Annotated in this window: 26 protein-coding genes, 1 pseudogene, 1 riboswitch and 1 other annotated feature; of the genes and pseudogenes, 9 read left to right on the top strand and 18 right to left on the bottom strand. The window is 46.4% G+C overall.

From position 1 onward, the window contains the following. Positions 1–215 precede the first annotated feature (215 nt). The 6 genes from ACFQZT_RS25820 to ACFQZT_RS25795 form a co-directional block, all read right to left on the bottom strand. Entirely contained in the window at positions 216–1,388 is a 1,173-nt protein-coding gene (locus tag ACFQZT_RS25820) for a trans-sulfuration enzyme family protein (RefSeq protein WP_379304596.1), read from the bottom strand. Beyond that, positions 1,389–2,555 (bottom strand): aminotransferase class I/II-fold pyridoxal phosphate-dependent enzyme, encoded by a 1,167-nt coding sequence (locus tag ACFQZT_RS25815; protein ID WP_379304594.1) that lies wholly within the window; start codon positions 2,553–2,555, stop codon positions 1,389–1,391. It abuts the gene before it with no gap. Between the two features lie 38 nt (positions 2,556–2,593). Further along, positions 2,594–3,535, bottom strand: a complete 942-nt coding sequence (gene metA, locus ACFQZT_RS25810) for a homoserine O-acetyltransferase MetA (protein WP_379304592.1) — start codon at positions 3,533–3,535, stop codon at positions 2,594–2,596. Between the two features lie 101 nt (positions 3,536–3,636). Beyond that, positions 3,637–3,765: riboswitch (SAM riboswitch) on the bottom strand. A gap of 473 nt (positions 3,766–4,238) precedes the next feature. Next, complete coding sequence (locus tag ACFQZT_RS25805; protein WP_379304590.1) at positions 4,239–4,427, bottom strand: helix-turn-helix domain-containing protein; 189 nt, start codon at positions 4,425–4,427, stop codon at positions 4,239–4,241. A gap of 407 nt (positions 4,428–4,834) precedes the next feature. Beyond that, a complete protein-coding gene (locus tag ACFQZT_RS25800; protein ID WP_379304588.1) occupies positions 4,835–5,056 on the bottom strand; it encodes a hypothetical protein in 222 nt (73 codons plus the stop codon). Further along, positions 5,053–5,190 carry a hypothetical protein gene (locus ACFQZT_RS25795; protein WP_379304586.1) on the bottom strand — a complete coding sequence of 46 codons (138 nt, stop codon included), beginning with the start codon at positions 5,188–5,190 and terminating at the stop codon, positions 5,053–5,055. The genes ACFQZT_RS25800 and ACFQZT_RS25795 overlap by 4 nt, the downstream gene beginning before the upstream one ends. A gap of 173 nt (positions 5,191–5,363) precedes the next feature. Between ACFQZT_RS25795 and ACFQZT_RS25790 the strand changes: the two genes are divergently transcribed. After that, entirely contained in the window at positions 5,364–6,026 is a 663-nt protein-coding gene (locus tag ACFQZT_RS25790; RefSeq protein ID WP_379304584.1) for an SEC-C metal-binding domain-containing protein, read from the top strand. Here the strand turns inward: ACFQZT_RS25790 and ACFQZT_RS25785 are convergent. Beyond that, positions 6,007–6,243, bottom strand: a complete 237-nt coding sequence (locus tag ACFQZT_RS25785) for a hypothetical protein (protein WP_379304582.1) — start codon at positions 6,241–6,243, stop codon at positions 6,007–6,009. The two genes, ACFQZT_RS25790 and ACFQZT_RS25785, sit on opposite strands and share 20 nt — an antisense overlap. 128 nt (positions 6,244–6,371) lie before the next feature. On the opposite strand from ACFQZT_RS25785, the gene ACFQZT_RS25780 reads away from it, so the two are divergent. Both ACFQZT_RS25780 and ACFQZT_RS25775 read left to right on the top strand, forming a co-directional pair. Beyond that, positions 6,372–6,491 carry a bacteriocin gene (locus ACFQZT_RS25780; protein ID WP_379304580.1) on the top strand — a complete coding sequence of 40 codons (120 nt, stop codon included), beginning with the start codon at positions 6,372–6,374 and terminating at the stop codon, positions 6,489–6,491. A gap of 196 nt (positions 6,492–6,687) precedes the next feature. After that, on the top strand, positions 6,688–6,852 hold the full coding sequence (locus ACFQZT_RS25775) for a hypothetical protein (RefSeq protein WP_379304578.1): 165 nt from the start codon (positions 6,688–6,690) through the stop codon (positions 6,850–6,852). Between the two features lie 319 nt (positions 6,853–7,171). Here the strand turns inward: ACFQZT_RS25775 and ACFQZT_RS25770 are convergent, their stop codons facing one another. Both ACFQZT_RS25770 and ACFQZT_RS25765 read right to left on the bottom strand, forming a co-directional pair. Continuing rightward, on the bottom strand, positions 7,172–7,357 hold the full coding sequence (locus ACFQZT_RS25770; RefSeq protein WP_379304576.1) for a globin family protein: 186 nt from the start codon (positions 7,355–7,357) through the stop codon (positions 7,172–7,174). Positions 7,358–7,752: 395 nt separating this feature from the next. Beyond that, the gene (locus ACFQZT_RS25765) at positions 7,753–7,953 is read right to left on the bottom strand and encodes a hypothetical protein (protein WP_379304575.1); all 201 of its coding nucleotides are present in this window, start codon (positions 7,951–7,953) and stop codon (positions 7,753–7,755) included. Positions 7,954–8,185: 232 nt separating this feature from the next. On the opposite strand from ACFQZT_RS25765, the gene ACFQZT_RS25760 reads away from it, so the two are divergent. Continuing rightward, positions 8,186–8,419 carry a hypothetical protein gene (locus ACFQZT_RS25760; RefSeq protein WP_379304574.1) on the top strand — a complete coding sequence of 78 codons (234 nt, stop codon included), beginning with the start codon at positions 8,186–8,188 and terminating at the stop codon, positions 8,417–8,419. A gap of 59 nt (positions 8,420–8,478) precedes the next feature. On the opposite strand, the gene ACFQZT_RS25755 is transcribed toward ACFQZT_RS25760, so the two are convergent. After that, positions 8,479–8,838 (bottom strand): hypothetical protein, encoded by a 360-nt coding sequence (locus ACFQZT_RS25755; protein ID WP_379304573.1) that lies wholly within the window; start codon positions 8,836–8,838, stop codon positions 8,479–8,481. 100 nt (positions 8,839–8,938) lie between these two features. After that, complete coding sequence (locus ACFQZT_RS25750) at positions 8,939–9,343, bottom strand: helix-turn-helix domain-containing protein (protein WP_379304571.1); 405 nt, start codon at positions 9,341–9,343, stop codon at positions 8,939–8,941. Positions 9,344–9,754: 411 nt separating this feature from the next. Here ACFQZT_RS25750 and corA point away from each other — a divergent pair, with 411 nt between their 5' ends. Next, positions 9,755–10,690 (top strand): magnesium/cobalt transporter CorA, encoded by a 936-nt coding sequence (gene corA / locus ACFQZT_RS25745; RefSeq protein WP_379304569.1) that lies wholly within the window; start codon positions 9,755–9,757, stop codon positions 10,688–10,690. A 56-nt stretch (positions 10,691–10,746) separates the two neighbouring features. Here corA and tyrS read toward each other — a convergent pair whose 3' ends face one another. Next, on the bottom strand, positions 10,747–12,009 hold the full coding sequence (tyrS, locus tag ACFQZT_RS25740) for a tyrosine--tRNA ligase (RefSeq protein ID WP_379304567.1): 1,263 nt from the start codon (positions 12,007–12,009) through the stop codon (positions 10,747–10,749). Positions 12,010–12,055: 46 nt separating this feature from the next. Continuing rightward, positions 12,056–12,320, bottom strand: a binding site (T-box leader). Positions 12,321–12,370: 50 nt separating this feature from the next. Next, positions 12,371–13,384: an HRDC domain-containing protein gene (locus ACFQZT_RS25735; protein ID WP_379304565.1), complete on the bottom strand. Its 1,014-nt coding sequence runs from the start codon at positions 13,382–13,384 to the stop codon at positions 12,371–12,373. Positions 13,385–13,580: 196 nt separating this feature from the next. Here ACFQZT_RS25735 and ACFQZT_RS25730 point away from each other — a divergent pair, with 196 nt between their 5' ends. Next, the gene (locus tag ACFQZT_RS25730) at positions 13,581–13,877 is read left to right on the top strand and encodes a DUF3055 domain-containing protein (RefSeq protein ID WP_379304563.1); all 297 of its coding nucleotides are present in this window, start codon (positions 13,581–13,583) and stop codon (positions 13,875–13,877) included. Between the two features lie 245 nt (positions 13,878–14,122). Further along, complete coding sequence (locus ACFQZT_RS25725; RefSeq protein ID WP_379304561.1) at positions 14,123–14,431, top strand: hypothetical protein; 309 nt, start codon at positions 14,123–14,125, stop codon at positions 14,429–14,431. Positions 14,432–14,694: 263 nt separating this feature from the next. On the opposite strand, the gene ACFQZT_RS25720 is transcribed toward ACFQZT_RS25725, so the two are convergent. Then, the gene (locus tag ACFQZT_RS25720) at positions 14,695–15,540 is read right to left on the bottom strand and encodes an AraC family transcriptional regulator (protein WP_379304559.1); all 846 of its coding nucleotides are present in this window, start codon (positions 15,538–15,540) and stop codon (positions 14,695–14,697) included. A gap of 134 nt (positions 15,541–15,674) precedes the next feature. Between ACFQZT_RS25720 and lacZ the strand changes: the two genes are divergently transcribed. Next, on the top strand, positions 15,675–18,830 hold the full coding sequence (lacZ, locus tag ACFQZT_RS25715) for a beta-galactosidase, LacZ type (protein WP_379304557.1): 3,156 nt from the start codon (positions 15,675–15,677) through the stop codon (positions 18,828–18,830). Positions 18,831–18,945: 115 nt separating this feature from the next. Here the strand turns inward: lacZ and ACFQZT_RS25710 are convergent. Further along, positions 18,946–19,239 (bottom strand): annotated as a pseudogene (locus ACFQZT_RS25710) (UxaA family hydrolase); the annotation flags it as partial. A gap of 75 nt (positions 19,240–19,314) precedes the next feature. Here ACFQZT_RS25710 and ACFQZT_RS25705 point away from each other — a divergent pair. Continuing rightward, a complete protein-coding gene (locus tag ACFQZT_RS25705; RefSeq protein WP_379304555.1) occupies positions 19,315–20,157 on the top strand; it encodes a helix-turn-helix domain-containing protein in 843 nt (280 codons plus the stop codon). 95 nt (positions 20,158–20,252) lie between these two features. Here the strand turns inward: ACFQZT_RS25705 and ACFQZT_RS25700 are convergent, their stop codons facing one another. The 3 genes from ACFQZT_RS25700 to ACFQZT_RS25690 form a co-directional block, all read right to left on the bottom strand. Continuing rightward, positions 20,253–21,665, bottom strand: coding sequence for a HEAT repeat domain-containing protein (locus tag ACFQZT_RS25700; RefSeq protein WP_379304553.1), 1,413 nt, complete (start codon positions 21,663–21,665; stop codon positions 20,253–20,255). 172 nt (positions 21,666–21,837) lie between these two features. Further along, on the bottom strand, positions 21,838–22,671 hold the full coding sequence (locus ACFQZT_RS25695; RefSeq protein ID WP_379304656.1) for a 5'-3' exonuclease: 834 nt from the start codon (positions 22,669–22,671) through the stop codon (positions 21,838–21,840). 178 nt (positions 22,672–22,849) lie between these two features. After that, positions 22,850–24,784: a hypothetical protein gene (locus ACFQZT_RS25690; RefSeq protein ID WP_379304551.1), complete on the bottom strand. Its 1,935-nt coding sequence runs from the start codon at positions 24,782–24,784 to the stop codon at positions 22,850–22,852. Positions 24,785–24,814: the final 30 nt, after the last annotated feature.

Genomic DNA, 24,814 nt, shown 5'->3' with positions numbered 1-24,814 from the left:
ATTTCTTCACTTTTGGGGAACTTTGCTTGTATCCATCTATGGTACCATATTCACCGTGCACCGTCACGGCAATTCCCAGTTTTTTGCGCCGTTCAGCGGGCAATATTCACGAAAACGGCAAAAAAGCAGCTTAACGCTGCTTTTGTAAATCTTGCTGTTTGCTTAATCATAAGCTAAAAGGTACATATATGAACGGCTCTAGCAATTAACTTCCATTAGCTTCTAAGCGCTTGTTCCAAATCTTCAATGATGTCTTCAATATCCTCAAGGCCGACCGAGTAACGGACGAGACCGTCGGTGATGCCCCGCTGCAAGCGCACCTCTTTCGGCATCGCCGCATGAGACATCATGGCCGGATAGGATAAAATGCTCTCAACCGCACCTAAGCTCACGGCGACCAATGGAATACGTACTTTGCTCAAGAGCTTCTTTGCTTTCTCACCCGATCCTACATCGAAGGAAACAACCGCGCCATACCCCAGAGATTGTTTCTCGTGAACATCTCTTCGCGGATGGTTTGGCAGCCCAGGATAATATACATAATCGATATCAGGCTGCTCGGACAGCCACTGCGCTAATCGGCGAGCGCTTGTCTCCGACGCTTCCATACGTGCTTTCAACGTCTTCATGCCGCGAATGAGCAGCCATGAATCCTGAATGCCGAGCACATTGCCCATGCCGTTCTGAATTTGCTTCATCCGGCGTCCCAGACTGGAATTGGCGGTTACGGCCAAGCCGGCAAGAACGTCGCTGTGACCTCCAAGGAATTTCGTTGCGCTATGGAGTACGATATCAACGCCTAGCTCAATCGGACGCTGATGATATGGTGTCATGAAGGTATTATCCAGCATCGTAAGCAGGTCATGCTCTTTGGCCCATGCCGTAATTTCAGCGATGTCCGTAATTTTGAGTGTCGGGTTGGATGGGGTCTCCATGAACACAGCTTTGGTATTGGGAAGCAGCGCCGCTTTTACTTGTTCGATATCGGTCATATCGACAAACGTGGATTCAACGCCCATCCGGTTCATGATTGTTGTCAACAATCGATACGTGCCGCCATACACATCCTCTGTGCAAATTACATGATCTCCCTGTGAAAGCAGCATGAGCGCGGACGAAATCGCTGCCATACCGGAAGCAAATGCGAAACCGCGGTGACCGCCTTCCAACAAAGCGATGTAGTCTTCCAGCGCTTGGCGCGTTGGGTTGCCGGAGCGTGTGTAGTCATACTCAGGCGAAACCTCCAAATCTGCTTGATGGAATGTTGAAGCCTGATACAACGGCACGCTGGATGCGCCGGTCGCCTCATCAATCTCGGCGCCGAAATGAATAAGCTTCGTGGCAAACTTGCCGTGCGGCTTGCGTTTATCTTCATTGGAAGTGCTCATTTAGAGAGCACCTCCTTCAAGTTCAGCTTGCGCTTGATTGAAAGCATTCGTCAGGTCGGCGATCAGATCGTCAACGTGCTCGATGCCGACGGAGAAGCGCAGCAGGCGATCGTCAACGCCTACTTTTTGGCGAATTTCGAGCGGAATATCCGCGTGAGTTTGCACAGCCGGATAGGTCATCAAGGATTCGACGCCTCCAAGACTCTCTGCAAATGCGATCAGCTGAATATGGCGGAGAATCGGTTCAATCAGTCTGGCATCCTTCACTTTGAAGGAGAAGATGCCGGTGTTGCCGCTCGATTGTTTGTTCTGAACGGCATAGCCAGGGTGGCTCTCTAGCGCCGGGTAGAACACTTCATCGACAAGCGGATGCGCAAGCAAAAACTTGGCGATGGCGGTTGCATTATACTCGTGACGCTCCATGCGGAGTGCCAGTGTCTTCATTCCTCTCATAAGCAGCCAGCTATCCTGCGGCCCTAACACAGCTCCAATGGAGTTATGAAGGAACGCCATCTGCTCGGAAAGCTCTTTGCCTTTGGTCACGATAAGGCCGGCAAGCACGTCATTATGTCCACCAAGGTACTTAGTGGCGCTATGTATGACGATATCGGCGCCAAGCTCGATCGGGCGCTGCAAGAACGGCGTCAACAACGTATTGTCGACGATCGATACGATGCCCTTTTTTCTGGCCCATGTACAGACAAGCTCGATGTCCGTAATCATCATGAGCGGATTCGTCGGAGTCTCTATGACGAGCCCTTTGGTATTCGGCTGATACGCAGCCTCGAGACCGTCCAGATCATTTGTGTCCACATACGTTGCCGTCACGCCGAAACGAGACATAATTTTCTCCAGCAAGCGGTATGTCCCGCCATAAAGATCCAAGGAAACGATCAAATGATCACCTTGGCTAAAGTAAGCAAAAATCGTTTGCAAAGCCGCCATACCCGAAGAGCAGGCAAAGCCTGCATCTCCCGATTCAAGCTGCGCAATGGCATTCTCAAGTACCGTGCGGGTCGGACTTTTGGTACGGGCATAATCAAATCCTGTGCTTTCTCCAAGCTTCGGATGGCGGAAGGCGGTTGCTTGATAAACCGGGAAGCTGACAGCTCCGGTAACAGGTTCATTTTGAGATCCGATTTGGGCGAGACGACTTTCGATTTTCATTAAAGAGAGCTCCTCCTTCATGGGTTACAGGTTCATTTTTACAATTGTGCACTGGCCAGACTTTTGTTCACAGCGCTTAGATCAAACGGCGTTTCTTGATATACGTAGTAGTTCAGCCAGTTCGAAAACAGCAAGTTCGCATGTGCTCTCCAAGTGTTATAAGGCTGTCTGCTTGGGTCATCGTTCGGGTAATAATTTTTGGGAATGGCGATTTCAAGCCCTTTATTCACGTCGCGATCGTATTCCCATTTCAGCGAACATGCATCGTACTCGGAATGACCGGTAACGAAAATATGCTTGCCATCGCGAGTCGCTGCGATATAAACGCCCGCTTCTTCCGATTCGGATAAAATCTCCAGCTCCGGACATCGCTCGATATCTTCACGGCGAACTTCCGTATGACGGGATTGCGGCACAAAGAATACTTCATCAAAGCCGCGCAGCAGTTTTGTATTCGGAATGCCCACCGTGTGAGGGAAAACACCGAACATTTTGTTGTCGAGCGCATACTTCGGTACGCCGAAATGATGATACAATCCGGCTTGAGCAGCCCAGCAAATGTGCAGGGTGGAAGTGACATTCTCTTTACTCCAATTGAGAATCTGCGTCAATTCTTCCCAGTAATTCACATCTTCAAACTCCATTTGTTCAACCGGCGCGCCTGTGATGATCATGCCATCCAGCTTCTCGTCTTTAATATCTTCAAATGTTTTATAGAACAATTCCAGGTGCTCTGCGGAAGTGTTTTTGGAAGTATGAGTTTTAGGATGAAGCAGCACGAATTCCACCTGCAGCGGGGTATTCCCGATTAAGCGAAGCAATTGCGTCTCCGTTGTCTCTTTGGTCGGCATCAAGTTCAATAAAGCAATTCGAAGCGGACGAATATCCTGATGATACGCAACAGATTCATCCATCGTGAAAATATTCTCTTGGTTTAAAATTTCTTTGGCTGGCAGGTTGTCTGGAATCTTGATCGGCATCCTGTTCACTCCTTTTGTCACAATTTGGATGTTGGTAAAAGCAAAAATGACCTTCTCCGGAATCAGAGAAAGGTCATAGAAATTCAAATGTCATGTCCTCGCTCTTATCTCCCAGATTCGCTTATTACAGCGTTTCCGCAAGAATTAGCACCGTGCATTCCTTTGTTTCCAAAGGTTTGTCGGTTGCCGGGTATCATCGGGCCAGTCCCTCCACCTACTCTTGATAAGAAAGTCAAACATATTCAGTTGTTATTAATAATACTATAAAATGCACCGTTGTCAAGGATTTTGGTGCTCACGAATTGTTTAGTTGTTATTAATGATTATTACTAGTATTTAGGCGTTTTATAATGCTCCCGTGACCAATATGTGACCACTTTTCAGGAGGGTGAAGCTATTGACAAGAAACACACATTTTGGTGGTCAAGTCAATCGTAATAGGCAGACATTCATATTCAAACTCAAACGTAACGAGGCACTTCACAGAGCCAATTTATGAGGAGCGTGCATTTAATTTATGGAAAAACAACTAGTGAATTAGTTAAGTCAATTATTAATGACAAGGTTAAAATTAGCTCAGATGCTTGCTTATTTAATTGGTGCATATGACGGTGATGAAAAATTCGATCAAAAAAATCGTCAAGCTTTTGATCATGCGTCTAGCTTGAATGCATAAAGAAAAAAGCTTAGAGAATGATACGCTCTAAGCTTTTTCCAGGTATTTGCTTTGTTTTGATTTCGAAATTCTCAGCGCTCCACCGATCTTAATTGCCCCAAAGCTAGGATCATTCATGAGCCTGTATGTCGCCGCCCTTCCTAGCCTTAAGATGTTCTGGGCATCTTTAACATCGAGGAGCGGAGGATACTCCTTTAATAATTCCGTTGTGTCCATTAAACATACCTCCCGTGATCAATTGTTACTATCTATGTTCAAGCCAATTTGCCCAATTACTCTTTTGAGTGCCTATTTGCTCAAACACCACTTCCATTACTTTCTATACAACCCTGTCATCCAGCTCGAGCACTTTAATCTGTCGAGATGTTGTATCTGTTCTTCATTCTGCTTCCAGGAATTCACTCCTTATTATCCTTAATATGCATTTTATTCTTGGCGTAGCTTTACTGCCTCATTGAGAAAATGATTCTTCTGCTCCACCAATGCCTCGACCCTCAAGATTAATGCATCTTCTTTGGAAAGCTATTTACGACGGTATAACTGTAAACATTGATGGACAACAGGTTCAGTCAATGCCAATTGCTCAATATCCGCAAATCCCATATGAACACCGCACCGCCTATTCAATGTGATATCTTACTCGGAATGAAGAACTGTCTACCAAGCACCCGGACAGCCCGCAGATATTCTTTCTTCACGTTCTCCATGACGTTTTTATAAAGGCTGCTGATCGTTCTTGCCAGCTTTTGTGTATAGTTGTTACGAATCGAGTTAGGTTTGAGCTTCAGAAAGACATACTCCGGTTTGATGATGCGGATAACGTCAGTGAGCTTAATAGATTTCATTGGCGCCCCTCCTTCGTTATCTGGTATTTTACGTACGTCGTACCTATATCGACAAGTGACGTACAAACTTTCAAGCCGATCACATACGGTCCAATTTTTATAAGAAGTGCGGCGGCTGCAGCCAATCCGGTCATCCCCCCTCCATTCGAAGTCAAATCTAACATCGAATATCTTAAGCAACCATTAAGGTCATTTTTACCTGTTTTTAAGGTTCCCTTCATTGTTCCTTCAAAATGTTTAATTACTATAAGGCTAAAATCCCGCCTGATGAGTAGAATAGATCAGTCTTGAATGGAGAAAGGTAAAAATGAAAATTTTGGGCAGAAATGAACTTTGTTATTGTGGTAGTGGAAAGAAATTCAAGCGATGTCACGGTCTGCAGACTAAATACTTGCAAGATGTTATTAGTGAAATTTATTTCCATCACCCCCAGCGTGAAGTGATTGAACGTACTTTTTTGGAAGCCCAAGCTGATTTTAATGAGCGCCCTCTTGCGGGTGCATGCCATCTATTATCAAGTGTTATGGGTGTACTTTTTGCCGAGCAGGGTATTTCGTCAGATTTAAAAATTGGCGTTGTGAGACGTAAGTCTGATGATCAGGTTTTTACTCATTCATGGGTCGAGATTGAGAATCGCATTTTCGATGTCGCCATTCAACATATTTTGAACGGAGAGCAAAGTTCACCTGTGTTTGCTGGCTTCGATATTTCAAGTATTCTACCTGCACCATATACCTATGGAATAAATTGCGAACTAGATATGGTAGGACGCGATGTGTATGAGACTCCGTTTGGCGAGTATATGGATCAATGCCCTTTTTACGAAGACGGTGGGTGGTCGATAGTTCAACGAATTGCCACCAAACTCGGAATCACCACAACAATCCAGGAGTTTCGTTCGAAATACAAAATTATGAAACGAGTACATCAATACGACTTTGTTTCCCCAATCACCCCAATAAATATTTGATTAACACGTACGCCACCGTCAGAATCCTTGCCCACCGCGCGCATTTTTCCCAGCCGGCCACATGAAGGATGATGCACAACCCCGCACCGATCAGAGCGATGCAGTAGGAAAGATCAATCAGCAGGTCACCTACGCCTTTTATATAACCCATCGCGGTATCGTACGCAACGGACCGCGCATGATCCTGAACAGAATCGGTCGCCTGGTAATGGTTCACGCGCTCCTATTAACTTTAGTTAACTGTGAAACCGATTAATATCTGATATGATACCTACAAAACACTTTTCAGGAAGATTAACCTATGTCTGAAAATCAAAAACCAGCTGAGCAGGAAGTAAGATTGAATTGAATGACCTCACTCAAGAATTATCCAAAGAAGAAATGAAAAATGTTCAAGGTGGGATTAAGGTGAGAGAATTAAACGCCGCACAAGCTAAGGAAGAGGGAAACCTCTTTTTTTATTGATCGCCATCATTTGAACTTTGAACCGAAAGTAAGGATGAACTCTAACTTAATATTCAGAATAGCCCACTGAAAACTCCCCTGAATGGGGGATTGCAATCAATCACTATTCCGATAGAATTACAACTAACTAGCTTAGGATACATATCGTATGAAAGTCCATCGAACGACCACTAATTAAATGTAGGAGGGGAAATAGTTGAGTACATCGGATGAATTAAAATTCGTTGTAAAGCTTTCTAATGGGAAAGTCCTTAGTGAACCCATGCCCTACAAGGATGCCCAACAAATATTTATTAATTTGTTCGAGCAAGTGAGCGGAGTATTACTCGTCCCAAATGAACCACGTAATGATGAAACTTAATATCAATCCGGACATAGCACCTTTCCGACGTGCCGCTGCGGTCACTTCGCGTTGAAAGCCATCTTCGTCGTTCCATGAAATAGTGAATGCAAAAAGAAACCGTTCCTAGTTTTACAAAAGAACGGTTTCTTTTTGTTTGAAAGAAAAATCAATCCTATGTAGTTTTTAAACATCTTCTTTATGGAAATACTGGATCATAAAGGAGGTATATCCATTGAACGAAAATGATAACCCACTGAGAGGATTCGTAAACGGATTACTTCTCTCGCTCCCCTTATGGGGAATTATTCTATCGTTGGTGTCTCTAATCAAGTACGCTTTATGATTTCATTCCCATTGCCTTAAAAGCGTTCATGAGATCGCTGGAGACTAATGCCAGCACTTGCTTGGCGATTGCCTCGTTATTGGCGGATATGGCTTTTGCAATCGCTGTTCGTGCTTGCTCATCCGCGATATCCGTAAGCAACGCCTCAAGTTCTGTTTGATCCAAACCAAGTTTAACCATTCGTTTCACCCCTCTCTACATGATTCCATCATACCCGGATGAGAGGAAAAATCAAACCAACAAAAAGCAACAAGGAAAGTTCTTACTTCTTAACTCTAAAATTCATCTCAACTGTTGCTTTAGGCCACCGTAACCCTCTATCCAGTACGAGCTCGGTTTCATTGATTTGCAAGACCCGGTACACTCTTCCTTCACTCAACCATGATGAATTCGTTACGGAGACTAGCTCATCTCCAACTTTTAATTCATTGATCATCCATTAACAACCCCTTCGCTTTTGAACGCTGATGTTGTTTATTATGATCGATTTCCCCAAAAGAAAATCAAAAAGAGGGCAATTCCACTCCCAGTATCGTGCAAAAATAAAAGCCGTTCTCTTTAGAGAACAGCCTGTGTCATTTTAGAAATAAAGATATTTTAATGCTATCCAGTTGCCTTACAAAAATCTCATATTCTACTCTTTTATTAATGACTGACCTAAGTTCTTTGAATACTTCTTCAGCTTGCTGCAGATACTCAAAATCTCCAAACATTTCGTATAATCTGATATTGTCATTAAACTCATCCAACCAAAGATCGTATTTAAGATTCCTCATAAATAGCATCTCCATAAGCCAGTTTTTATTAGTGTAACGACTTCAGATTAAAGTAATATGAAATTCAAATTAGATTTCGATGAAAGGATTTATAATTATTTGCAGCTATATTTCACATATGGTAAAATTGATACATATCGTATCCCGAAATCTATTTTTATTCCCGAGGTGGCACCGACTAAAAATTATTCTATCGCAAAATACTACACTCAACTATGAAAAGAGGTATATCATGTCCATTCAACCATCGGAAAGCTTCGCCGCTTTCGCTTCTTTAAATCGATATTCCGCATTGCTTGAACACTCCAAGCCAACGCTCCAGCAGGCCGAAGAGGCTGTTAAACTTTTAAGTCTTCTCTATGGTGCCGAGAATGAAGAAGAATTAATGAATTGCGGTAATTCGGAAATCATTGAAACCTACCTGGAAATGAAAGAAAAAATATTGAAGGATGTCGTGGCGGAATAAACGCTTTTCGCCGCAAACAAATGCCAAACCCCTTGGCAATTCAAGGGTTTTGGCATTATTTATTTGTTATGGATACCGAGGAAGCCTTGAAGGAAAATATCGGCGATATAGGTGTCGGCTTTACGAATTTCATCGCCTAAATGCTGAAGCAGGTGCAGGTCTTTCTTAAGTATAAGCCGCTGTGTACCCTTCAGCTCTGTATTATGATGTTCTATTAATAAATGAACCACATTTTCTTGCATCTCAATATCTACATTGGCATTCAAAAAAATGCGATAACTATCAGGTGTCGTTTGTTTGTATAATCCGCAGATTTCACCTAGATCATCGAGATATGTAAGTTTGACCCCTTGATGTTTGGCTAACTTATAAGGGCACCGTTCTCCAATCCCTTTGTATAAATCCTCTATATGATCCAAACAAATCAACTCCCTCAAAAATTGGACATTACTGGAAATAATTATATCACGAAAAATGAATAAGAAAATGGGAAAAGTGAAAATTTTAGGTGTTTTATTGTTATTTTTTGCTCCGTTTACTTGCCTCAAGATCTTCCAAGAATGTAAATTCCATGAATTTAAGCGAATAGGCCAATTTTTCTTCATCCAAATTTCCTTTTTCACGCAACAGCGCTTCCGTGTCTTTCAAGAACTGGGCTAGCAGCGTTTGCTCTTCGATGGGAAGAGTATTGGAACTGTTGGAATCGAAGTAATGCTTCTCAGCACCCGGTCTGCCTAGTAAATAATCGACTGTCACGTTAAAATAATCCGCGATTTTCACAAGATCCGCATACTGAGGCTCCGTTTTCCCTAGTTCATAGTTGGACACAGTTGCCCGTTTTCTTCCTAAGTAAGCGGCAAGCTCATCTTGCGAAGCCCCTTTTTTCATTCGAAGTTCTTGGATCCGGTTTCGAAATACCGACATGATAGTTGAACTCCTTCCTTATAAATTCTATGCCAAGAAATTTAGCTTATATGCAAAGTTATTTAACATCACTTTATAAATTTGATCATACCTTGCAGCTGAACTTTGGGCAATAGTTGTTTCCAAACATGAACCAGACAAGTCTGATTCCCATACTTTATCCTAATCACCCAATCGTGCTGGAATCCAAACTTTTCGGCTTGAAACGCGTAATATGAAGGGTTATACTAGACAAGTATTCGACACGGACGGAAAAGGGGGGCATACGTATGGACGGAGACCCGAGGAGTAGAAGCTGCAAAGAAAGTGAACAATTTTATATGGCGGGAATACAGTCGGTTCTCCATCCATCCGTAGCCTGATCGCGTTTGGATTATTTGCTGGCTGGTTCCATTCGAAGGGGTGGATCAGATGAAAACACGATGGGTACAAGACGGCGTATTTACTTTGATTGAGGATGTGACCGTCGCGCTTTCCCCTCCAGAGAGAGGCTTTTATTGGATTGACGCAGGGATTGAGGATCTGGAAATTCTTCAACCCATGTTTCATTTGCATGATTTGGCCGTGGAGGACTGCTTAAGCGAGGAAGAGCAGCGACCTAAGATTGAAATATACGATTCGCATTATTTTATAGTTATTAACAGCATTCGGTTTGATGATGAGGAAATTTTCTTACGTTCTCTTAATATCTTTTTGGGCAGACATGTGATTATTACGGTTACGAAGCAAAAAATTAATGAACTTCGCGCGTTGAAGCCGTTTTTGTGGGAAGAAGAAGTGAACAGCGCCGACCGATTCCTCTATCATCTGGTCGATCTTGTCGTCGATAATTACGTAGCGGTCGGTGACCGTATCGAGGCCAAGATTGAAAAGCTGGAAGAAGATATTCTCATGGCGACGAAGAAGTCGCACTTGAATGAGATCATCGGGCTGCGTTCAGAGATTTTATGGCTTAAAAAAGTACTGGTTCCGCAGCGCGATGTCGTTGGCACACTCGGCAAAAAAGAGCTAAGATTAATCGATCATCAGCTGCAAAAATATTTCGGCGATATTTATGAGAATGCGGTCAAAATCGTCGATACATTCGATACGCTGCGCGATTTGATGGGCAACTTACGAGAAGCTTACCAGTCCAGCGTTGCGAACCGGGCGAATGAGATCATGCGTGTATTTACCGCGCTGACCACGATCTTCATGCCGCTTACGTTCATTACTGGGGTATTCGGGATGAATTTTGATAATATTCTCGGTCTGAGGATTCCTCATGGCGACGAAATCGTGCTTGTTTTTATGGCGGTGTTAGGCATGGGCATGTATGTGCTGTTTCGTAAAAAAGAATGGCTATAGCAAGGATAAGGGGCTTTTCAAGAGCAGGTTTTACTGTTCGGGAAAGCCCCTTTCTGCTACCTAACCAGCTCGATCCGGGCAAATTTGCGCTTGCCGACCTGCACGATATCGCCATCCTGCGGAACGACTTCGGCATGGATGTCAGTCATTTTCTGCTCATTGATTTTAACAGCCCCTTGCTCTATGCTGCGTCTCGCTTCACCGTTGGAAGCTTGCAGCTCTAAAGTAACTAGCAGCTTAATGAGGGAGATTGACCCTTCCTCCAACAACTCGGAACGCAGAGGAACGGATTCGACCACATCGGGTAAAGCTCGCTTTTGAAAAACCGTTATGAAATGCTGCTCCGCATCTTCAGCTGCCTGATCGCCATGGAACATACGCACATAATCTTTGGCCAGCTTCATCTTAGCGTCCCGCGGGTGTACAGTTCCTGCATCAAGACTTTGCTTCAATTCTTCAAGCTCCTCATTGCTGATGGCTGTAGTGAGTTCGAAGTATTTTGGCATCAAGTGATCGGGAACAGACATCGTTTTTCCGTAGATCTCGTTGGGCGACTCATCAATACCGATATAATTCCCCAAGCTCTTGCTCATCTTCTGAACGCCGTCCACCCCTTCAAGCAGTGGCATCAACATAGCGACTTGCCCGTCATTCATCTCATAAGCGCCTTGCAGCGTTCGGCCCATCAGAATATTGAACGTTTGATCTGTGCCGCCAAGCTCGATATCCGTATGCAAGGAAACGGAATCGTAGGCCTGCATAAGCGGGTAGAAAAATTCATGTAAATGAATGGGAAGATTCCCTGCATACCTTTTAGCGAAGTCATCCCGTTCCAGCAGCCTGGCAACCGTTACTTTCCCGGCCAGCTTAAGCACATCGTCAAATTTCAGTTCACCGAGCCACGATGAATTATAGTAAAACGTCGTTTTGCCAGGATCTAAAATTTTGTACAGCTGCTTCTGATACGTTTCCGCATTCCGCTTAACGTCCTCTTCCGTCAGCTGTTTGCGCGTTTCCAACTTTCCTGTCGGATCGCCTATTCTGCCAGTGAAGTCGCCGATGATAAGCTGCACCTCGTGCCCAAGCTCTTGAATTTGGCGCAGCTTTTGCAAGACGACCGTATGCCCGATATGAATATCCGGCGCGGATGGATCCAGGCCGAGTTTCACCTTCAAAGGCTTGCCTGTGTGGACTGCTTTTACGATTTTCTGCTTCAATGCCTCTTCAGGAACGATTTGGGCAGTCCCTCTTCGAACGATCTGCCATTGACGCTCAACTTCAGCCTGCTGCTCTTTCGTCAATTGATCCCATGCAACCATTGGAAAAACCTCCTTTTTGTGAAAACAAAAAAAACCTTCACGTCCACAAAGGGACGAGAAGGTTGTCTCGCGGTACCACCCTAATTAAAGAGAATATCCTAATTAAAGGGAATATTCTTTTTCACTTAGATTCGTAACGGCATGTTAGTGCCGGGTAAAAGCTACTAATGCCAACAATGGCACGTTCCCTTTTCCAACTCAGGACTGTAATTCGGATCCACGCTTGCGCCGGTTCGCACCATCCACCGACTCTCTGAAGCAGCGGCATTTCTCCTACTCAGGGTATCCCCCATATCCGTCATCGCTTTGATTGTATGTAAATTAGTGTTCATTAAATCACATTCCGCTAATCGTGTCAACACTAGCTCGCTGCCTGCGCGGCGGCGCTCTCCTTCTCGCGGCGGTAACGAAGCCGCAGCAAGCGAAGCCACTCGTACGCGCGGTCGAGCTCTTTGCCTTTCAGTTCTTCGGCGGAAGCGAAGCGCTGTAGCACAGGCTTCAAATAACGGTCGCCTTCCGCCTCGAAGGCGCTCCAAGCCTTGATCTGATCCTCTTCGGAGACGGAGCTGAGTTCCGCTTCCACAAGCGGATCCATATCGTAGCCCTCCCGTTCGAGCTCTTCTACCCAAAGCAAAAGCTCCCTGCGGGGCATGGACAAAGCAGTTTGTAAATCGTCCAGGCTGCCACTCCCGGCGACAATTTCGAGCAGCTTGCGCTTGCTGACTTCCCGATCGAGCTCCGTACGCAGCTTTTGCTCTTTTTGCGCGATCAGCCATGCTTCAAACTTTGAAGCGTCAACGGTATTCATGACCCAATCCAAAGGAAATCCGTGCGAGCGCTCCCCCTCTGCAGTAAGCTTGAGTATATCGCCTGCGTACATGGACGTCTTTTGCTCGCCAAAGCCGGGGATTTGCAGCAGCTCGTCCGTACTCTGCGGCAGGAAGACCGAGATCATGCGCAGTACGCGATTCGTCGCTAGGATATAAGGCGCTTTGCCCTCACGAGCAGCCTGCTCTCTTCTCCATGCCCGCAGGCTCTCGAACATTGCTTCATTCGGATTCTCCTCACTGTAAAACGTAAGCATTTGCGTTAACTTCGCTTTACCCGACAGCCTCTGGGCTGACTCCAGGTCCGTGCTCACCAGCGGGCGAAATCCGTTTCGCATTTTATCGCGAAGGCCTTGGCGGAACGCGCCCAGCATCTCATCCCAACTGATGCCTTGATACCATTGATCCTGAATGATTTTGCCCGCGTGATCCGGTTCATTCCAGAATACTTGCCAGATCCCCTGAACTTCACCAATGGATACTTGTGCCGACGTTACCCGATGCTCCCCCGCTTCCTTCTCTAAAGTGTTCAAAAATACGACGTTCATTCCATCTCCTCCAAGCCTGAATAAAATTAGATTCAGAAAAACAAAAAGCACCTCTTCTACGATTGCGTAGAAAAGGTGCTTCCCTTTCGAATATCCAAATCATACCATGTCTGTCAGATGGGCGCAAGAGGTGTTTTGTTGCCGGACTCTTTTCAGGTATAATAAGTGCATACTAGGAAGAGGATGGAGGGCCATCATGTCTGATTTTGATTTTTTATACGACCATTCGGAGGAAACGACCACTCGTTTCGTTTGTTTTATCGGCGGTGAGTCGATGCACCGTTTTGACCTTGCGATTATGACCACAACCCGCTATTACGGCAAGAAGCTAGTTATTGATTTGCAAACAGGGCGCAGTGCGGTGATGGGGCCTGACGATTTAGCCGAAGAAGGCTATTTGGAGTATGCATTTAAAATTACCGAAGAAGAAGCGCAGGAACTCAATGCCTTCTTGTCCCAAGTAATCGGTTCTATCCATTTCACGGATATTTAACTCCCTCATTGGGGAAAATGGAAAAAGCACTCTTTTTTAGAGGAAGTTAAAAAAGCTCACTTTGATAACGAAGCTATTCAGGATGTGTCTCGACATCGAATCTTGAACGAACCCGGGAAGTCCGGTACTCTCGTAGCAAATCTCTACGCTCCGTTCCTCCTTCTCCGGATTTCGTCCAACCTTCTCGGTTCTGAAAGCGAGCTTTTTTAAACCCTTATTATCAAAAAAGACTGGAGGCTTTTTCCATGAGTAAAGATTTCGATGAACAAGAGAAGAAACAGCCTGACGGCTTCATTCACGAGAACCGGGACGAATACACTGATCTGGAAACCGTCGAATCACAGCGCAACGATCTGACCGCCGAGGAGTTTCCCGAAGGTCCGTACGGATCGGACTTAATTACGGAATCCCTAGGCAAAAGCACGCCATGGCGGGAAGACCAGCGGTCGCCTAACAGCTATACTTATGAAAATCGGGAGCTTCATCAAGGTATCCCGCGCGAACATCCGGGCGATCTTGATTTACGCAACGATCCGGGTGTCAGTGAAGATTAGAAGGAACACGAATAACGGCCAGAGTGAGATGTGATTCTCGCTCTGGCTGTTTGTGCATTTAGGAACGACGCGACTCCGTACTTATTTGCCCAGCAGCTCTTAATGCTTGCCGATATGCTGTTTCAAGCCCTCCGCGAACACTTCTTCCTGCTCGGTGAGAATCTGAAAGAATTCGTCAGCAGCTGGCGAGCGTTATTTTCGTTCATATAGTCCGGCAATTGATCGTCGCTTACGCTCGCAAGCGAAACAATCGCATCTACATATCAGTTGTCTCTTTCTTTATATCGGTTTCGGAAAAAATCCGGCGTCATGCCCACAGATTTACGAAATGTCGAAATGAAGTGCGAAGCATCTAGGAATCCGGTCGCTTCGGCCACCTGTTTCACCGTTTGCAGCGGCTTCACGATGAGCATTTCTTTGGATTTCTGGATACGCAACTGAAGCAGGTATTGGTAGGGAGAAATGCCAAACGCCTTGCGAAACAGGTTGTTGACGTGCTGTGGACTTACCCCAAGCAGCTCAGACATCCAACCCAGCCCGACCTCGGACTGCGCGAAGCATTCTTCGAGCCGGAACAATAGCGGCAACAGTCGTTCGTGGCTTTGCGAGAAGGAGGCGCCACGGTTCACGTGGCCATGCCTTTTTAGAAGTGTTAGAAATTGATACACCTCCAGCGACCCGTTCATCCCCGTAAAATCATAACTGTACCTGTATTTTTCGTAAAAGTCCTTATGAATGCTTGCAAGCGGTGTGTCGAGTTCCCAGCTGACTGTCGTCATCAGGGGAAGCTCCAGCGCGTGGACGATGGATGCTGCAAGTGCGCCGTCGAAGGTCAAATACCATGTGGACCAAGCGCTGCCGGAAGTCCTGTATTCATGCGGTATGCCAGACGGCAAGAGCATGCCTTGCTGCTCGCCTAGTTTAATCGTTCCGCTGCCCATCACGATGTCACCGCTGCCCTCCGTCGTTTGCAGCCAGTGAAAGCAGGGATAGCCTTCTTCTCGCTTCGTGGGCTGTTGCTCGTTCTCAAAGCCGACGGTTTCTAAAATTAATGGAAGCTTACGGTCCGTTTCCGTAATGACGAAAAATTTCCTGTAGTCCACAGTCATGGTGGATTGAGCACATCTCTTTCATTTTTTAATATACGATGCGTTATATCTTATATTTTAAAGGAATTTGATGTCTTGTACAATGAGGATGCAGTTGATAATAATCATACATTAAGCAAAGCGGGGAATCTCTAATGACCACAAAATTTAAATATGTACCGCCGCAAAACGGCTATCCCGAGTGGAACAACAATCCGAATATTTTTCAATTGAATCGTCTGGAAGCGCATGCGACGCTTATGCCTTACCGCTCTGTTGCTGAAGCACTAACCGGAGACCGTGAGGCATCCGACTTTTATCAATCGCTGAATGGCAGCTGGAAATTTCATTTCGCGGAAAATGCGGAAGCGCGTCCGAATGATTTTTACCGGACGGATTACGATTGTAGCGGCTGGGCTGACATGGTGGTGCCTTCTCATTGGCAATTGCAGGGGTATGATTACCCACAATATACGAATATCATTTATCCATGGGTGGGACATGAGGATTTGAAGCCGCCTTTTGCTCCGGTGAAATATAATCCTGTTGGCTCTTATTCGCGCAGCTTTAATATCCCTCAAATGTGGGCGGGACAGCCTGTTTATCTTAGCTTCCAGGGTGTGGAATCTGCGTTCTATGTCTGGGTGAACGGTGATTTGGTTGGGTACAGCGAGGATACGTTCACGCCTGCAGAATTCGATATTACGCCTTATTTGGTGGAAGGCGAGAACAAGCTTGCGGTAGAAGTGTACCGCTGGTGCGATGCGAGCTGGCTGGAGGATCAGGACTTCTGGCGCTTGAGCGGCATTTTCCGTGATGTGTATGTATATTCGACGCCGCAAGTGCATACCTATGACTTCTCAGTACGGACAGAGCTTGACGATGCATTCGAGAATGCTGACTTGAGCATTCAAGCGAAAGTGACGAATTATGACGTCCAGAGCTTAGGCGTTTATACGGTGGAAGCGATGCTTTACGACCATGAACGGCGTCCGCTGTGGGGTGAAGCGCTGAGCGTCAACATTAACGTGAGCGGTGCCGCATCGCAGGAAGTGCAGCTGTCGGCGCATGTCGAGCATCCGCACAAATGGAGTGCTGAGAAGCCTTATCTCTATACATTAGTGCTCAGTTTGAAAGATGAGAACGGACAGCTGCTTGAGACAGAAAGCTGCAAGGTCGGCTTCCGTAAGTTCGAGATTAAAGACGGTCTCATGCAAATTAACGGTGAGCGCATCATGTTTAAAGGTGTTAACCGCCATGAATTTGATAGCGAGCGCGGACGCTCTGTGAATGCCGAAAGCATGCTGGCTGATGTACTTTTGATGAAGAAATATAATATTAATGCCGTGCGGACTTCCCACTATCCTAATCACCCGCTGTGGTATGAGCTGTGTGACGAATATGGGCTGTACGTCATTGACGAGACGAACTTAGAGACACACGGTTTATGGAGCTACGGGCAGGAAGCTGAAGGGGAAACGGTTCCGGGCAGTAAGCCTGAGTGGACGGACGCAGTGCTGGATCGCTGCAATTCGATGCTGCAAAGAGACAAAAATCATCCTTCCATCGTCATATGGTCACTTGGAAACGAGTCTTTCGGGGGCGATAATTTTATTAAAATGCACGATTTCCTTCGCGAGGCAGACCCGACCAGAGTGGTTCATTATGAAGGTATCTTTCACTTCAAGGGGTCGGAGGCCGCGTCAGACATTGAAAGCCAGATGTATACGAAGATCGACAGGGTCGAGGAATACGCGAAAAACAACCCGAAAAAACCGTTTATTTTATGCGAATACAGCCACGCGATGGGCAATTCGTGTGGAAATCTGTTCAAATACTGGGAGCTGTTCGAGCGGTACCCCGTTCTGCAAGGTGGATTTATTTGGGATTGGATCGATCAATCGATCCGTACAACTACGCCAGATGGCACGGAATATCTAGCCTACGGCGGTGATTTCGGGGACACACCGAATGATGGCAACTTTTGCGGAAACGGGCTCATTTTTGCCGACCGGACGGTTTCTCCTAAGATTTATGAGGTAAAGAAATGCTACCAGAATGTGAAGATCGAAGCTGTCGATCTGGCCAAGGGGCAGGTACTCGTTACCAATCAGTATCTATTCACTGACCTAAGCGAGTTCGATTGGACATGGTCGATCGTGCGAAATGGCAAGACTGTGGTCGAAGTGAAAAGCGGAAGCTTTCCAGTGAAACCTAATGAATCCGGAGTCATTACTTTGCCTTACGACGTACCGGGAGAGAATTTGTCGAGCGACGAGCTTGTGCTGACGATCATTCTTGGTCTTAAAGCAGATACACTATGGGCAGAAAAAGGTCACGAGGTCGCATGGGAGCAGTTCCTGCTTCCTGTCAATGCGGCAGGCGGTTCAAGCGCAGCATGGCTGACGCAGGCCGAATCTGCGGCATCGCTGTCTGTGAACGCGGATGAGGCTGCTGTGGAGATTGCCCGGACTGCGAAGGCAATCGGCGTGAGCGGGGCTGACTTTGCACTCGAATTTGACCCAGCAACAGGAGATATCACGTCCTATGTCTATCGGGGCGTCGAGCTGTTTAAGACAGGACCAGCGCCGAATTTCTGGCGGGCCTATACGGATAACGACAGAGGCAACCAGCATCACATTCGCTGCGCGGTTTGGCGGGAGGTTGGCAGCGGTAGGACGCTGATCGGGTTAAGCGCACAGCCAATAGGCGGCGGGCGTGCTGAGGTGCGCGTTCGTTATGAGCTGCCGACGCTGCCTGTATCCACCGTGCAGTTGGTATACACGATTGCGCCGGATGGCGAGGTGGAAGTTCGCCTGGAGATCGTACCGGGGGGCAATTTGCCGGAAATTCCAGAGATTGGCGTATTGTTCCAAATGGATGGCTCATTCGAGAATCTGATGTGGTATGGCCGCGGCCCGCATGAGAACTATTGGGATCGTGCAGTAGGCGCCAAGCTGGGCGTGCATAGCGGCACAGTAAAAGAGCAATTCGTGCCGTATCTGCGTCCGCAGGAATGCGGTAATAAAACGGACGTGCGCTGGGCGACACTCACCGACGCGAAAGGCCGGGGTCTGCGTATTGCCGGGCTGCCAATCGTCGAGCTGAACACGCTGCCGTACGTGCCTGCCGAGCTGGAAGCGCACGACCATCCTTACAAGCTGCCGCCAAGTGATAAAGTCGCGGTGCGGGTCAATTACAAGCAGATGGGTGTAGGCGGTGACGACAGCTGGGGGGCAAGAACGCATCCGGAGTTCACCTTGTTCGCTAACCGCAGCTATGCATATTCGTTTACGTTTAAGGGAATTTGATTCGTATAAAGACCGGGATTTTAATTCCCGGTCTTTTGTCGTTATCGCATTTAGGTAAAAAATGCTTATAAGAGGACGATCAAGTCTCTGTAGCGATGTTATGTAAAAAAATAAATTATAAACTCGGACCAATGCGGTTAATGCTAAACTCCTGGTGACCCAAAATTTCCGCCTTGGTCTGTTTTCCCCCCGCGACCTCGACAATTTCTTGCCAGATCCTCTCCCCCGCCTGAGGTAAACTTAGGGTTCCGTTTAAAATCTCGCTAACGTCCACATCCATGTTGTCTTCCATATGTCTGAATGTCTTATGATTTCCGGTGATTTTGATGACCGGTACGACCGCAGAGCCCGTCGATGTGCCGCGTCCTGTCGTGAAGCAGACATTGTGGGCTCCACCAGCAGCCATGCCGAGCTTGACAATGTCCTGAATCCATCTTAGCATTTTAAGATTAAAGATAGATCGACCAGAGGATGGTGCAAAAAAATGGGCGATACAACAGGAATTAGCTCCAGCCCGTATCTAACAAATGTGCAGCTTGACCTATCCATTGCGACTTATACGAAAGTGCCCCTTAACTGGCATGATTATAATTACACGCCGAGCTTCAATAAAATGTATTACATTATGGAAGGCGAAGGCTATTTAAAAATAGGGAACCAGGAATATGCCCCAAAACCGGGTGAACTCTACATCATGCCTGCGGGCGTTATTCAATCGTATGGAACAATCAGCGAAAACACGTTAGGCAAGTATTGGTGCCATTTCACTTCCAAACTCGGAGACCTGCAACTGTTTGATATCATCGATACGTCCGATTTCGTTGTAACCGTACCTGATCCCGAAGATATGAAAAGACTCTTCGAGCGTCTCATCCACTATGCCCATAGCAATGAGTTAACTGCCGGGTTTCGTATCCGCTCGATTCTGCTTGAAATTATTTCAACTTTCATCGATCTGTGCGACCATACCAGATTAAATCTGAAAACATCCTCTACCTTTGATAAAATGAACGCGGTGATCCAATATATTGAGGAGCATACTTCTCACCATATTACCGTCGAGGAGCTTGCCCACATCGCGCATTTTCAACCGAACTATTTTATTCACGTTTTTAAAAATTTCACCGGGCTTTCGCCCATCCAATATATCAATCGGCATCGTTTGGAAAAAGCCGTGCACCTCTTAACCTTTACCAATTTGAGCATTTCCTCGATCGCCGAATCGATAGGCCTGGAGTTAGCATATTTCTCCAGAATGTTCAAGGAGCACAGCGGCTACGCCCCCAGCACCTATCGGGAATTAATGTTAAATCCTCTGACAAAATGAGAAAAAGAGGGCTGAAACAGCCCTTGAGATTGTCGAGAAAGGAGGGTGCATTACAGACTTCAGCAGATTTTCCGTACTGAACAGCCCTTCTTTTTTTAAGGATAGAACGTGCTTTGCGGCGTTGTACTTGAACACCAGCGTGAGTTGAACAAATGCTTGATTAACGCGTCTTTGGCATCTTCTGTTCCGATGTAGCGCAGCGCCTCCACGGCATGAGCGCGAACATAACGGTTTTCATCGTCCAAGGCGATTTGCAATTGCGGTATGGCCGCCTCAGCCGGAGCTCCTACCCGGGACAGCGATAAACCGGCGGTAAACCGGACCTGAACATCTTCGTCCTGTAACGATTGGATCAAGCCGGAGACAACCTCGTCAATCGGTTCGCCAATCATGCCCAGTGCTTCAACTACGGCTTGACGCACTTTGGCAGAAGGATGTACAAGAAGCCCCGTCAACTTAGATACCGCCCCTGACGCTATCCCTCTTAATTCCCCAAGTGCAAAGACGGCGTGTACGACCGTTTCAATTCGATCACTATCAAGCGCATCGGTCAATCCGCTAACCGCTTCTTGGCCCGCTATGGATAGACCGTATGCCGCCATACGCGAAACGCTGACTTTTTCATGCTGGATCCCTCTTAGCAGTGCCTCCACTCCCAGCGCTCCTCTTCGAGCAAGCTCATAGGCCGCATTTAACGCGATCGGCTCTGATGGATCCTCAAGTTGAACAACCAACTGCTGTACGCATTCCGGATCTGCTTCGATCGTATCCGCCATACTGCCAACTTGCCCGGACAACCAGTTCCACGTCTCTTCCCACATGGACTCCTGCGGTATGGCTGGCGTTTGCATGCCTGCGGGGAGAGACCATTGCTTCTCGTTATTGTTCCAGCTTGGACTTTCCGGCGCTGTCGTTCTCATAAACTCAAACTTCAGCATATAACGTTCCTTACCGAGCACATTCGGGGTCGAACGATGCCAAATATCATAATGAATCAAGGCAAAAGTTCCCGCTTCGCCGCTGACCAGCGCTTCTTCAGGGTTTTCGTCGGAGATAAACGTCCTCGTCTCATAGTTTTGAGTCCCCGGCATTACGCCAGTCGGTCCCATTTCTACAGACGTATCTTGCGGGAAATACATGATCATCGCCCACCATGGATGGTGATTGCGCATTTTTTGATAGCCCCAATAACTGTCTTTGTGCCAGCCGCCTGCCACGGCAGAAGCATTAAAATGACCGTGACGATGCGCATGGAGCATATAGTCGGGTCCAAGCACACTGGTTAAAGCTCCAGTTACGACCGGATGATCGAAAACCTGCTGGAGCTCACGGATCCGGGGCAGCAGATTATTGCCGGGATTCCCTTCGTGTTCATAAACGTAATTCAATTGTTCAAGCAAATGACGGTGAAACTCGCTGGAAAAATCTGTTTTAAGAATTAAAAAACCATCCGTAATGAACTTCCTCATCTGCTCGTCACTTAATAATAAAGGTGCTTTGTGCTCCATATCCGAGTCGGCCTCCTTGTTTTTCATTTACGTTCTCATTATAAAAAAACAGGCACCATGCATATATAGATAAAGTTATTTGAAATTTGCACAAAATTAAGATCTTCCGAAAGAAAGAAAAACCAGAGCAAAAAAAACAGCCGATTCTCTATGAGATCGACTGTTTTTTTCATTACCCTATGAGTCTCATTAAACCTTTAAATTCAAGCTCCTCGAATTTGCGGATCACTTTATCCCGTTCCATCGCCCAAGCGCAGTCCTCCAATGCGCAAGCAACTGGCGCGTCTAGTCGAATGGTAGCCAGATCGCGAGAGAGATGCAGCATTTCAAGCTCCGCCTCAATCTTCGCTCTAACACCTTTAGGCAGTGCGGCTAAATTTTCCAAAATGCCGTCAATATTCTGATACTCAACCAGCAGCTTAGTCGCAGTCTTCTCCCCAATGCCTTTGACACCCGGATAATTATCAGCCGTATCCCCCGTTAGTCCTTTCAGATCGATGATCTGTGGCGGCGTTAAGCTTTTTTCCTCCATGAGGGTCTCGAGTGTATAGACCATATAGTTGGAATGCCCTTTTTTCATAATAATGACTTCCGTGTTCTCATCGACCAATTGCAGCATATCATGATCGCCTGTCAGAATCTGTACTTTGGTTTGTGAACTGTATGTACGTGCCAGTGTGCCAATGCAATCATCCGCTTCGTATCCGCGAACGCCAACGTTTGGAATGTTGAAGCTGGCCGTCACTTCTTTCACCAGATCAAATTGTGGAATTAGTTCTTCCGGAGCCTCGCCGCGATTAGCTTTGTAAGCTTCGAACATTTCAGTACGGAATGTTTTGCTTCCCATATCCCAACAGCAAACCACATGCGAGGGCTCGAAGGTTTGAATGGCGTCAAGCAAATATTTGAGAAAACCATACACCGCATTAATCGGTGTACCGGAATCCGTACGCATAATATAACCGCCAGAGGAAGTTGCATAAAACCCGCGGAACAAAAGAGCCATGCCATCTACGAGCAGTACTGAGCCAGAGGATGTTTGAGACAAATCAGATCACTCCTAGGTATGTATAATTTCTATGAACATTATAGCATGGGAGGGTCGGCTCAGCACGCAAAAAGCCGCCACTGGCAAAAGGTGCTAGTGACGGCAAAAGCTATAGAGTACGTTGTACATCGAAACTTTAACAATTCAAATCGACTTTAAAAACAGTTGAAGGTTCTCCTTTAAACTCAAATACCTGATTATCATTCGTTACAGTAAGCCTAATCCATCCGTCTATTTTTTTAACAACGATATCAAAAACACAACCAAATGCACGGATGGATCGAAGCGACATCTGATCCCACCCTGCGGGAATTTTGGGAGCACATAGAAATTGTTTAAAACCTTTTGGCGTAAGTCCAAATAATCCTTCTATGATGACTCGACAATAAAGAGCACTTTCAGCAGATAAATGACGCTGGTTTCCTTCAGGGTAAGCTTCCACTGCATAGGGCACATGCTCTCCAAGAAGCCTGCGGCGCGAATAGTCTTGAAGCTTGGTAATCACTGAATCCGTCTCTCCGGCGATAAGCATCCCGCGAAGACTGTATAGTGTCGACCTGTCCCAAAAAGTTGAGTCCCCCGCTTGAGTAAGCATGCCATCATCCGTCCACAACCGATCTGACATTAATGCCTGAATCGTACCGTCTCTTCGCTCCATGATTCCCACCGTTAATGGCAGGCAAATCCAAGACCGCAGAATGTCGTTTTCCTCGTAATAACGGTAAGTTTCATACCCTTCGACATTGGCCCCAAAAAATTGAACAATTGCATCTTTCAAAAGCTTCGCTTTTTGAATGTAAGCTTGACTGGCTTCTGTTTTTCCAAGTGAAGAAGCTACTAATGCAGCGTTCAAGTATCCGCTATAGGCCAAACATGATGTCGATAAATTTGCGGAACCGCTTGGGAATCTCCCTTCAAGCTCATCCGAGTCAGATGCGATGACGCCATGCCTTGTTAACTTTTGTTCACAATACGCCAAACACCATTCAATCGCAGGCCATAGTTCCTCCGCTACCGCGCGATCCCCGAGCGTTAAAACAAAGAGTGATGCTCCGTAAGCGTACATCGCGGCATCGCCACGGTCGCCTGCCCCCTCCCAAATATCCACGCCTTCAGCAATAATGGAAGAAGGAATGGGGTGAAAATCAGGGCCCATGAAAGGCATGTATAGACGCAAAGCGTTTAAAGTAGCCTCATTCCCGAGATCATATCCCAAATAAGGAAAGAAGGGCCCGGCATATTCGACTTGGTCGTTCGTCCAAATAGCAGCGTAATAATGGCCGCCTCCGGGACTGTGCATAAGCCCGCCTTTGGTTTGAAAGATGCTCTCCGCCGCTCTCAACTTGGCAAAGCCGAACATGGTATTCAGGATAGGATCCGGTGTTTCCAAGCGCAATGATTGGTCGATCAGATGAACGAGTGCTTTTCGCTTTGTTTCTTCTTCAGCAAAATCACCAAGCTGCTCTTGTTTTTGAATTGGGTAAGCTCGCACGATAACAAAATAAGTAAACGAGTCCCCTGGCTGCAAATACAGAAGTTCCTGAGCGTCGTGTAAAATGTCAAAAAGATATATACCGGCTACTCCTTTAACCGACGATGGCGTATTTTGAGATGTGACTTGGATTTCTACCGGTTGAGGCGTTGCATTATATAGTGTTATTTTCTCTATTAAACAGGGGTTAACCGTTGAAGGAAATATCGTCCGATCCATGTCAAGCCCTTGGCCAGTAACGCTCGAAATGTGGAGTGTTCCATCAAAAATTACCTGTTTCACTTTTTCGCTATGCAAGGGCTTGCCATCAATATGTATAAGTGGCATTTGCTCTGAACCAAAGTCCTGCATCAGGCTTGCATGCGTATCGTTCGGTATGGTCCGTAGACCAGGCCAAACGACTTGACGCGATAATGTTAATTGTCCCTCTGCGTCTACGCCATAATGGACAATGACAGACACCTTCCGCCCGCTCATTTCGAGGTGATCTTGATGCGGTAGTCGGGAATCGGCTTGCACATCCCATATAATCGCTCCGTTACCATACATTTTCCATCGGTCCGAATGATTAGTCACCATGTTTACCTCCTTAATAACGTTATGTTAGGG

The sequence above is a fragment of the Paenibacillus sp. GCM10027628 genome (assembly GCF_042676385.1).
GTDB lineage: Bacteria > Bacillota > Bacilli > Paenibacillales > NBRC-103111 > Paenibacillus_E.
Note: the sequence above shows the minus strand (reverse complement) of the source record. Positions and strands in the feature narration are given on the sequence as shown.

Bases quoted from the DNA above. Each gene is read 5' to 3' on its own strand.
- ACFQZT_RS25795 (WP_379304586.1), bottom strand. From the start codon at position 5,190: ATGACCGGATTGGCTGCAGCCGCCGCACTTCTTATAAAAATTGGACCG.
- ACFQZT_RS25770 (WP_379304576.1), bottom strand. From the start codon at position 7,357: ATGGTTAAACTTGGTTTGGATCAAACAGAACTTGAGGCGTTGCTTACG.
- ACFQZT_RS25805 (WP_379304590.1), bottom strand. From the start codon at position 4,427: ATGGACACAACGGAATTATTAAAGGAGTATCCTCCGCTCCTCGATGTT.
- ACFQZT_RS25815 (WP_379304594.1), bottom strand. From the start codon at position 2,555: ATGAAAATCGAAAGTCGTCTCGCCCAAATCGGATCTCAAAATGAACCT.
- ACFQZT_RS25790 (WP_379304584.1), top strand. From the start codon at position 5,364: ATGAAAATTTTGGGCAGAAATGAACTTTGTTATTGTGGTAGTGGAAAG.
- ACFQZT_RS25760 (WP_379304574.1), top strand. From the start codon at position 8,186: ATGTCCATTCAACCATCGGAAAGCTTCGCCGCTTTCGCTTCTTTAAAT.
- tyrS (WP_379304567.1), bottom strand. From the start codon at position 12,009: ATGGTTGCATGGGATCAATTGACGAAAGAGCAGCAGGCTGAAGTTGAG.
- lacZ (WP_379304557.1), top strand. From the start codon at position 15,675: ATGACCACAAAATTTAAATATGTACCGCCGCAAAACGGCTATCCCGAG.
- ACFQZT_RS25735 (WP_379304565.1), bottom strand. From the start codon at position 13,384: ATGAACGTCGTATTTTTGAACACTTTAGAGAAGGAAGCGGGGGAGCAT.
- ACFQZT_RS25720 (WP_379304559.1), bottom strand. From the start codon at position 15,540: ATGACTGTGGACTACAGGAAATTTTTCGTCATTACGGAAACGGACCGT.
- ACFQZT_RS25700 (WP_379304553.1), bottom strand. From the start codon at position 21,665: ATGGAGCACAAAGCACCTTTATTATTAAGTGACGAGCAGATGAGGAAG.
- ACFQZT_RS25725 (WP_379304561.1), top strand. From the start codon at position 14,123: ATGAGTAAAGATTTCGATGAACAAGAGAAGAAACAGCCTGACGGCTTC.
- ACFQZT_RS25800 (WP_379304588.1), bottom strand. From the start codon at position 5,056: ATGAAATCTATTAAGCTCACTGACGTTATCCGCATCATCAAACCGGAG.
- corA (WP_379304569.1), top strand. From the start codon at position 9,755: ATGAAAACACGATGGGTACAAGACGGCGTATTTACTTTGATTGAGGAT.
- ACFQZT_RS25765 (WP_379304575.1), bottom strand. From the start codon at position 7,953: ATGAGGAATCTTAAATACGATCTTTGGTTGGATGAGTTTAATGACAAT.
- metA (WP_379304592.1), bottom strand. From the start codon at position 3,535: ATGCCGATCAAGATTCCAGACAACCTGCCAGCCAAAGAAATTTTAAAC.
- ACFQZT_RS25750 (WP_379304571.1), bottom strand. From the start codon at position 9,343: ATGTCGGTATTTCGAAACCGGATCCAAGAACTTCGAATGAAAAAAGGG.
- ACFQZT_RS25705 (WP_379304555.1), top strand. From the start codon at position 19,315: ATGGGCGATACAACAGGAATTAGCTCCAGCCCGTATCTAACAAATGTG.
- ACFQZT_RS25690 (WP_379304551.1), bottom strand. From the start codon at position 24,784: ATGGTGACTAATCATTCGGACCGATGGAAAATGTATGGTAACGGAGCG.
- ACFQZT_RS25695 (WP_379304656.1), bottom strand. From the start codon at position 22,671: ATGGCTCTTTTGTTCCGCGGGTTTTATGCAACTTCCTCTGGCGGTTAT.
- ACFQZT_RS25730 (WP_379304563.1), top strand. From the start codon at position 13,581: ATGTCTGATTTTGATTTTTTATACGACCATTCGGAGGAAACGACCACT.
- ACFQZT_RS25820 (WP_379304596.1), bottom strand. From the start codon at position 1,388: ATGAGCACTTCCAATGAAGATAAACGCAAGCCGCACGGCAAGTTTGCC.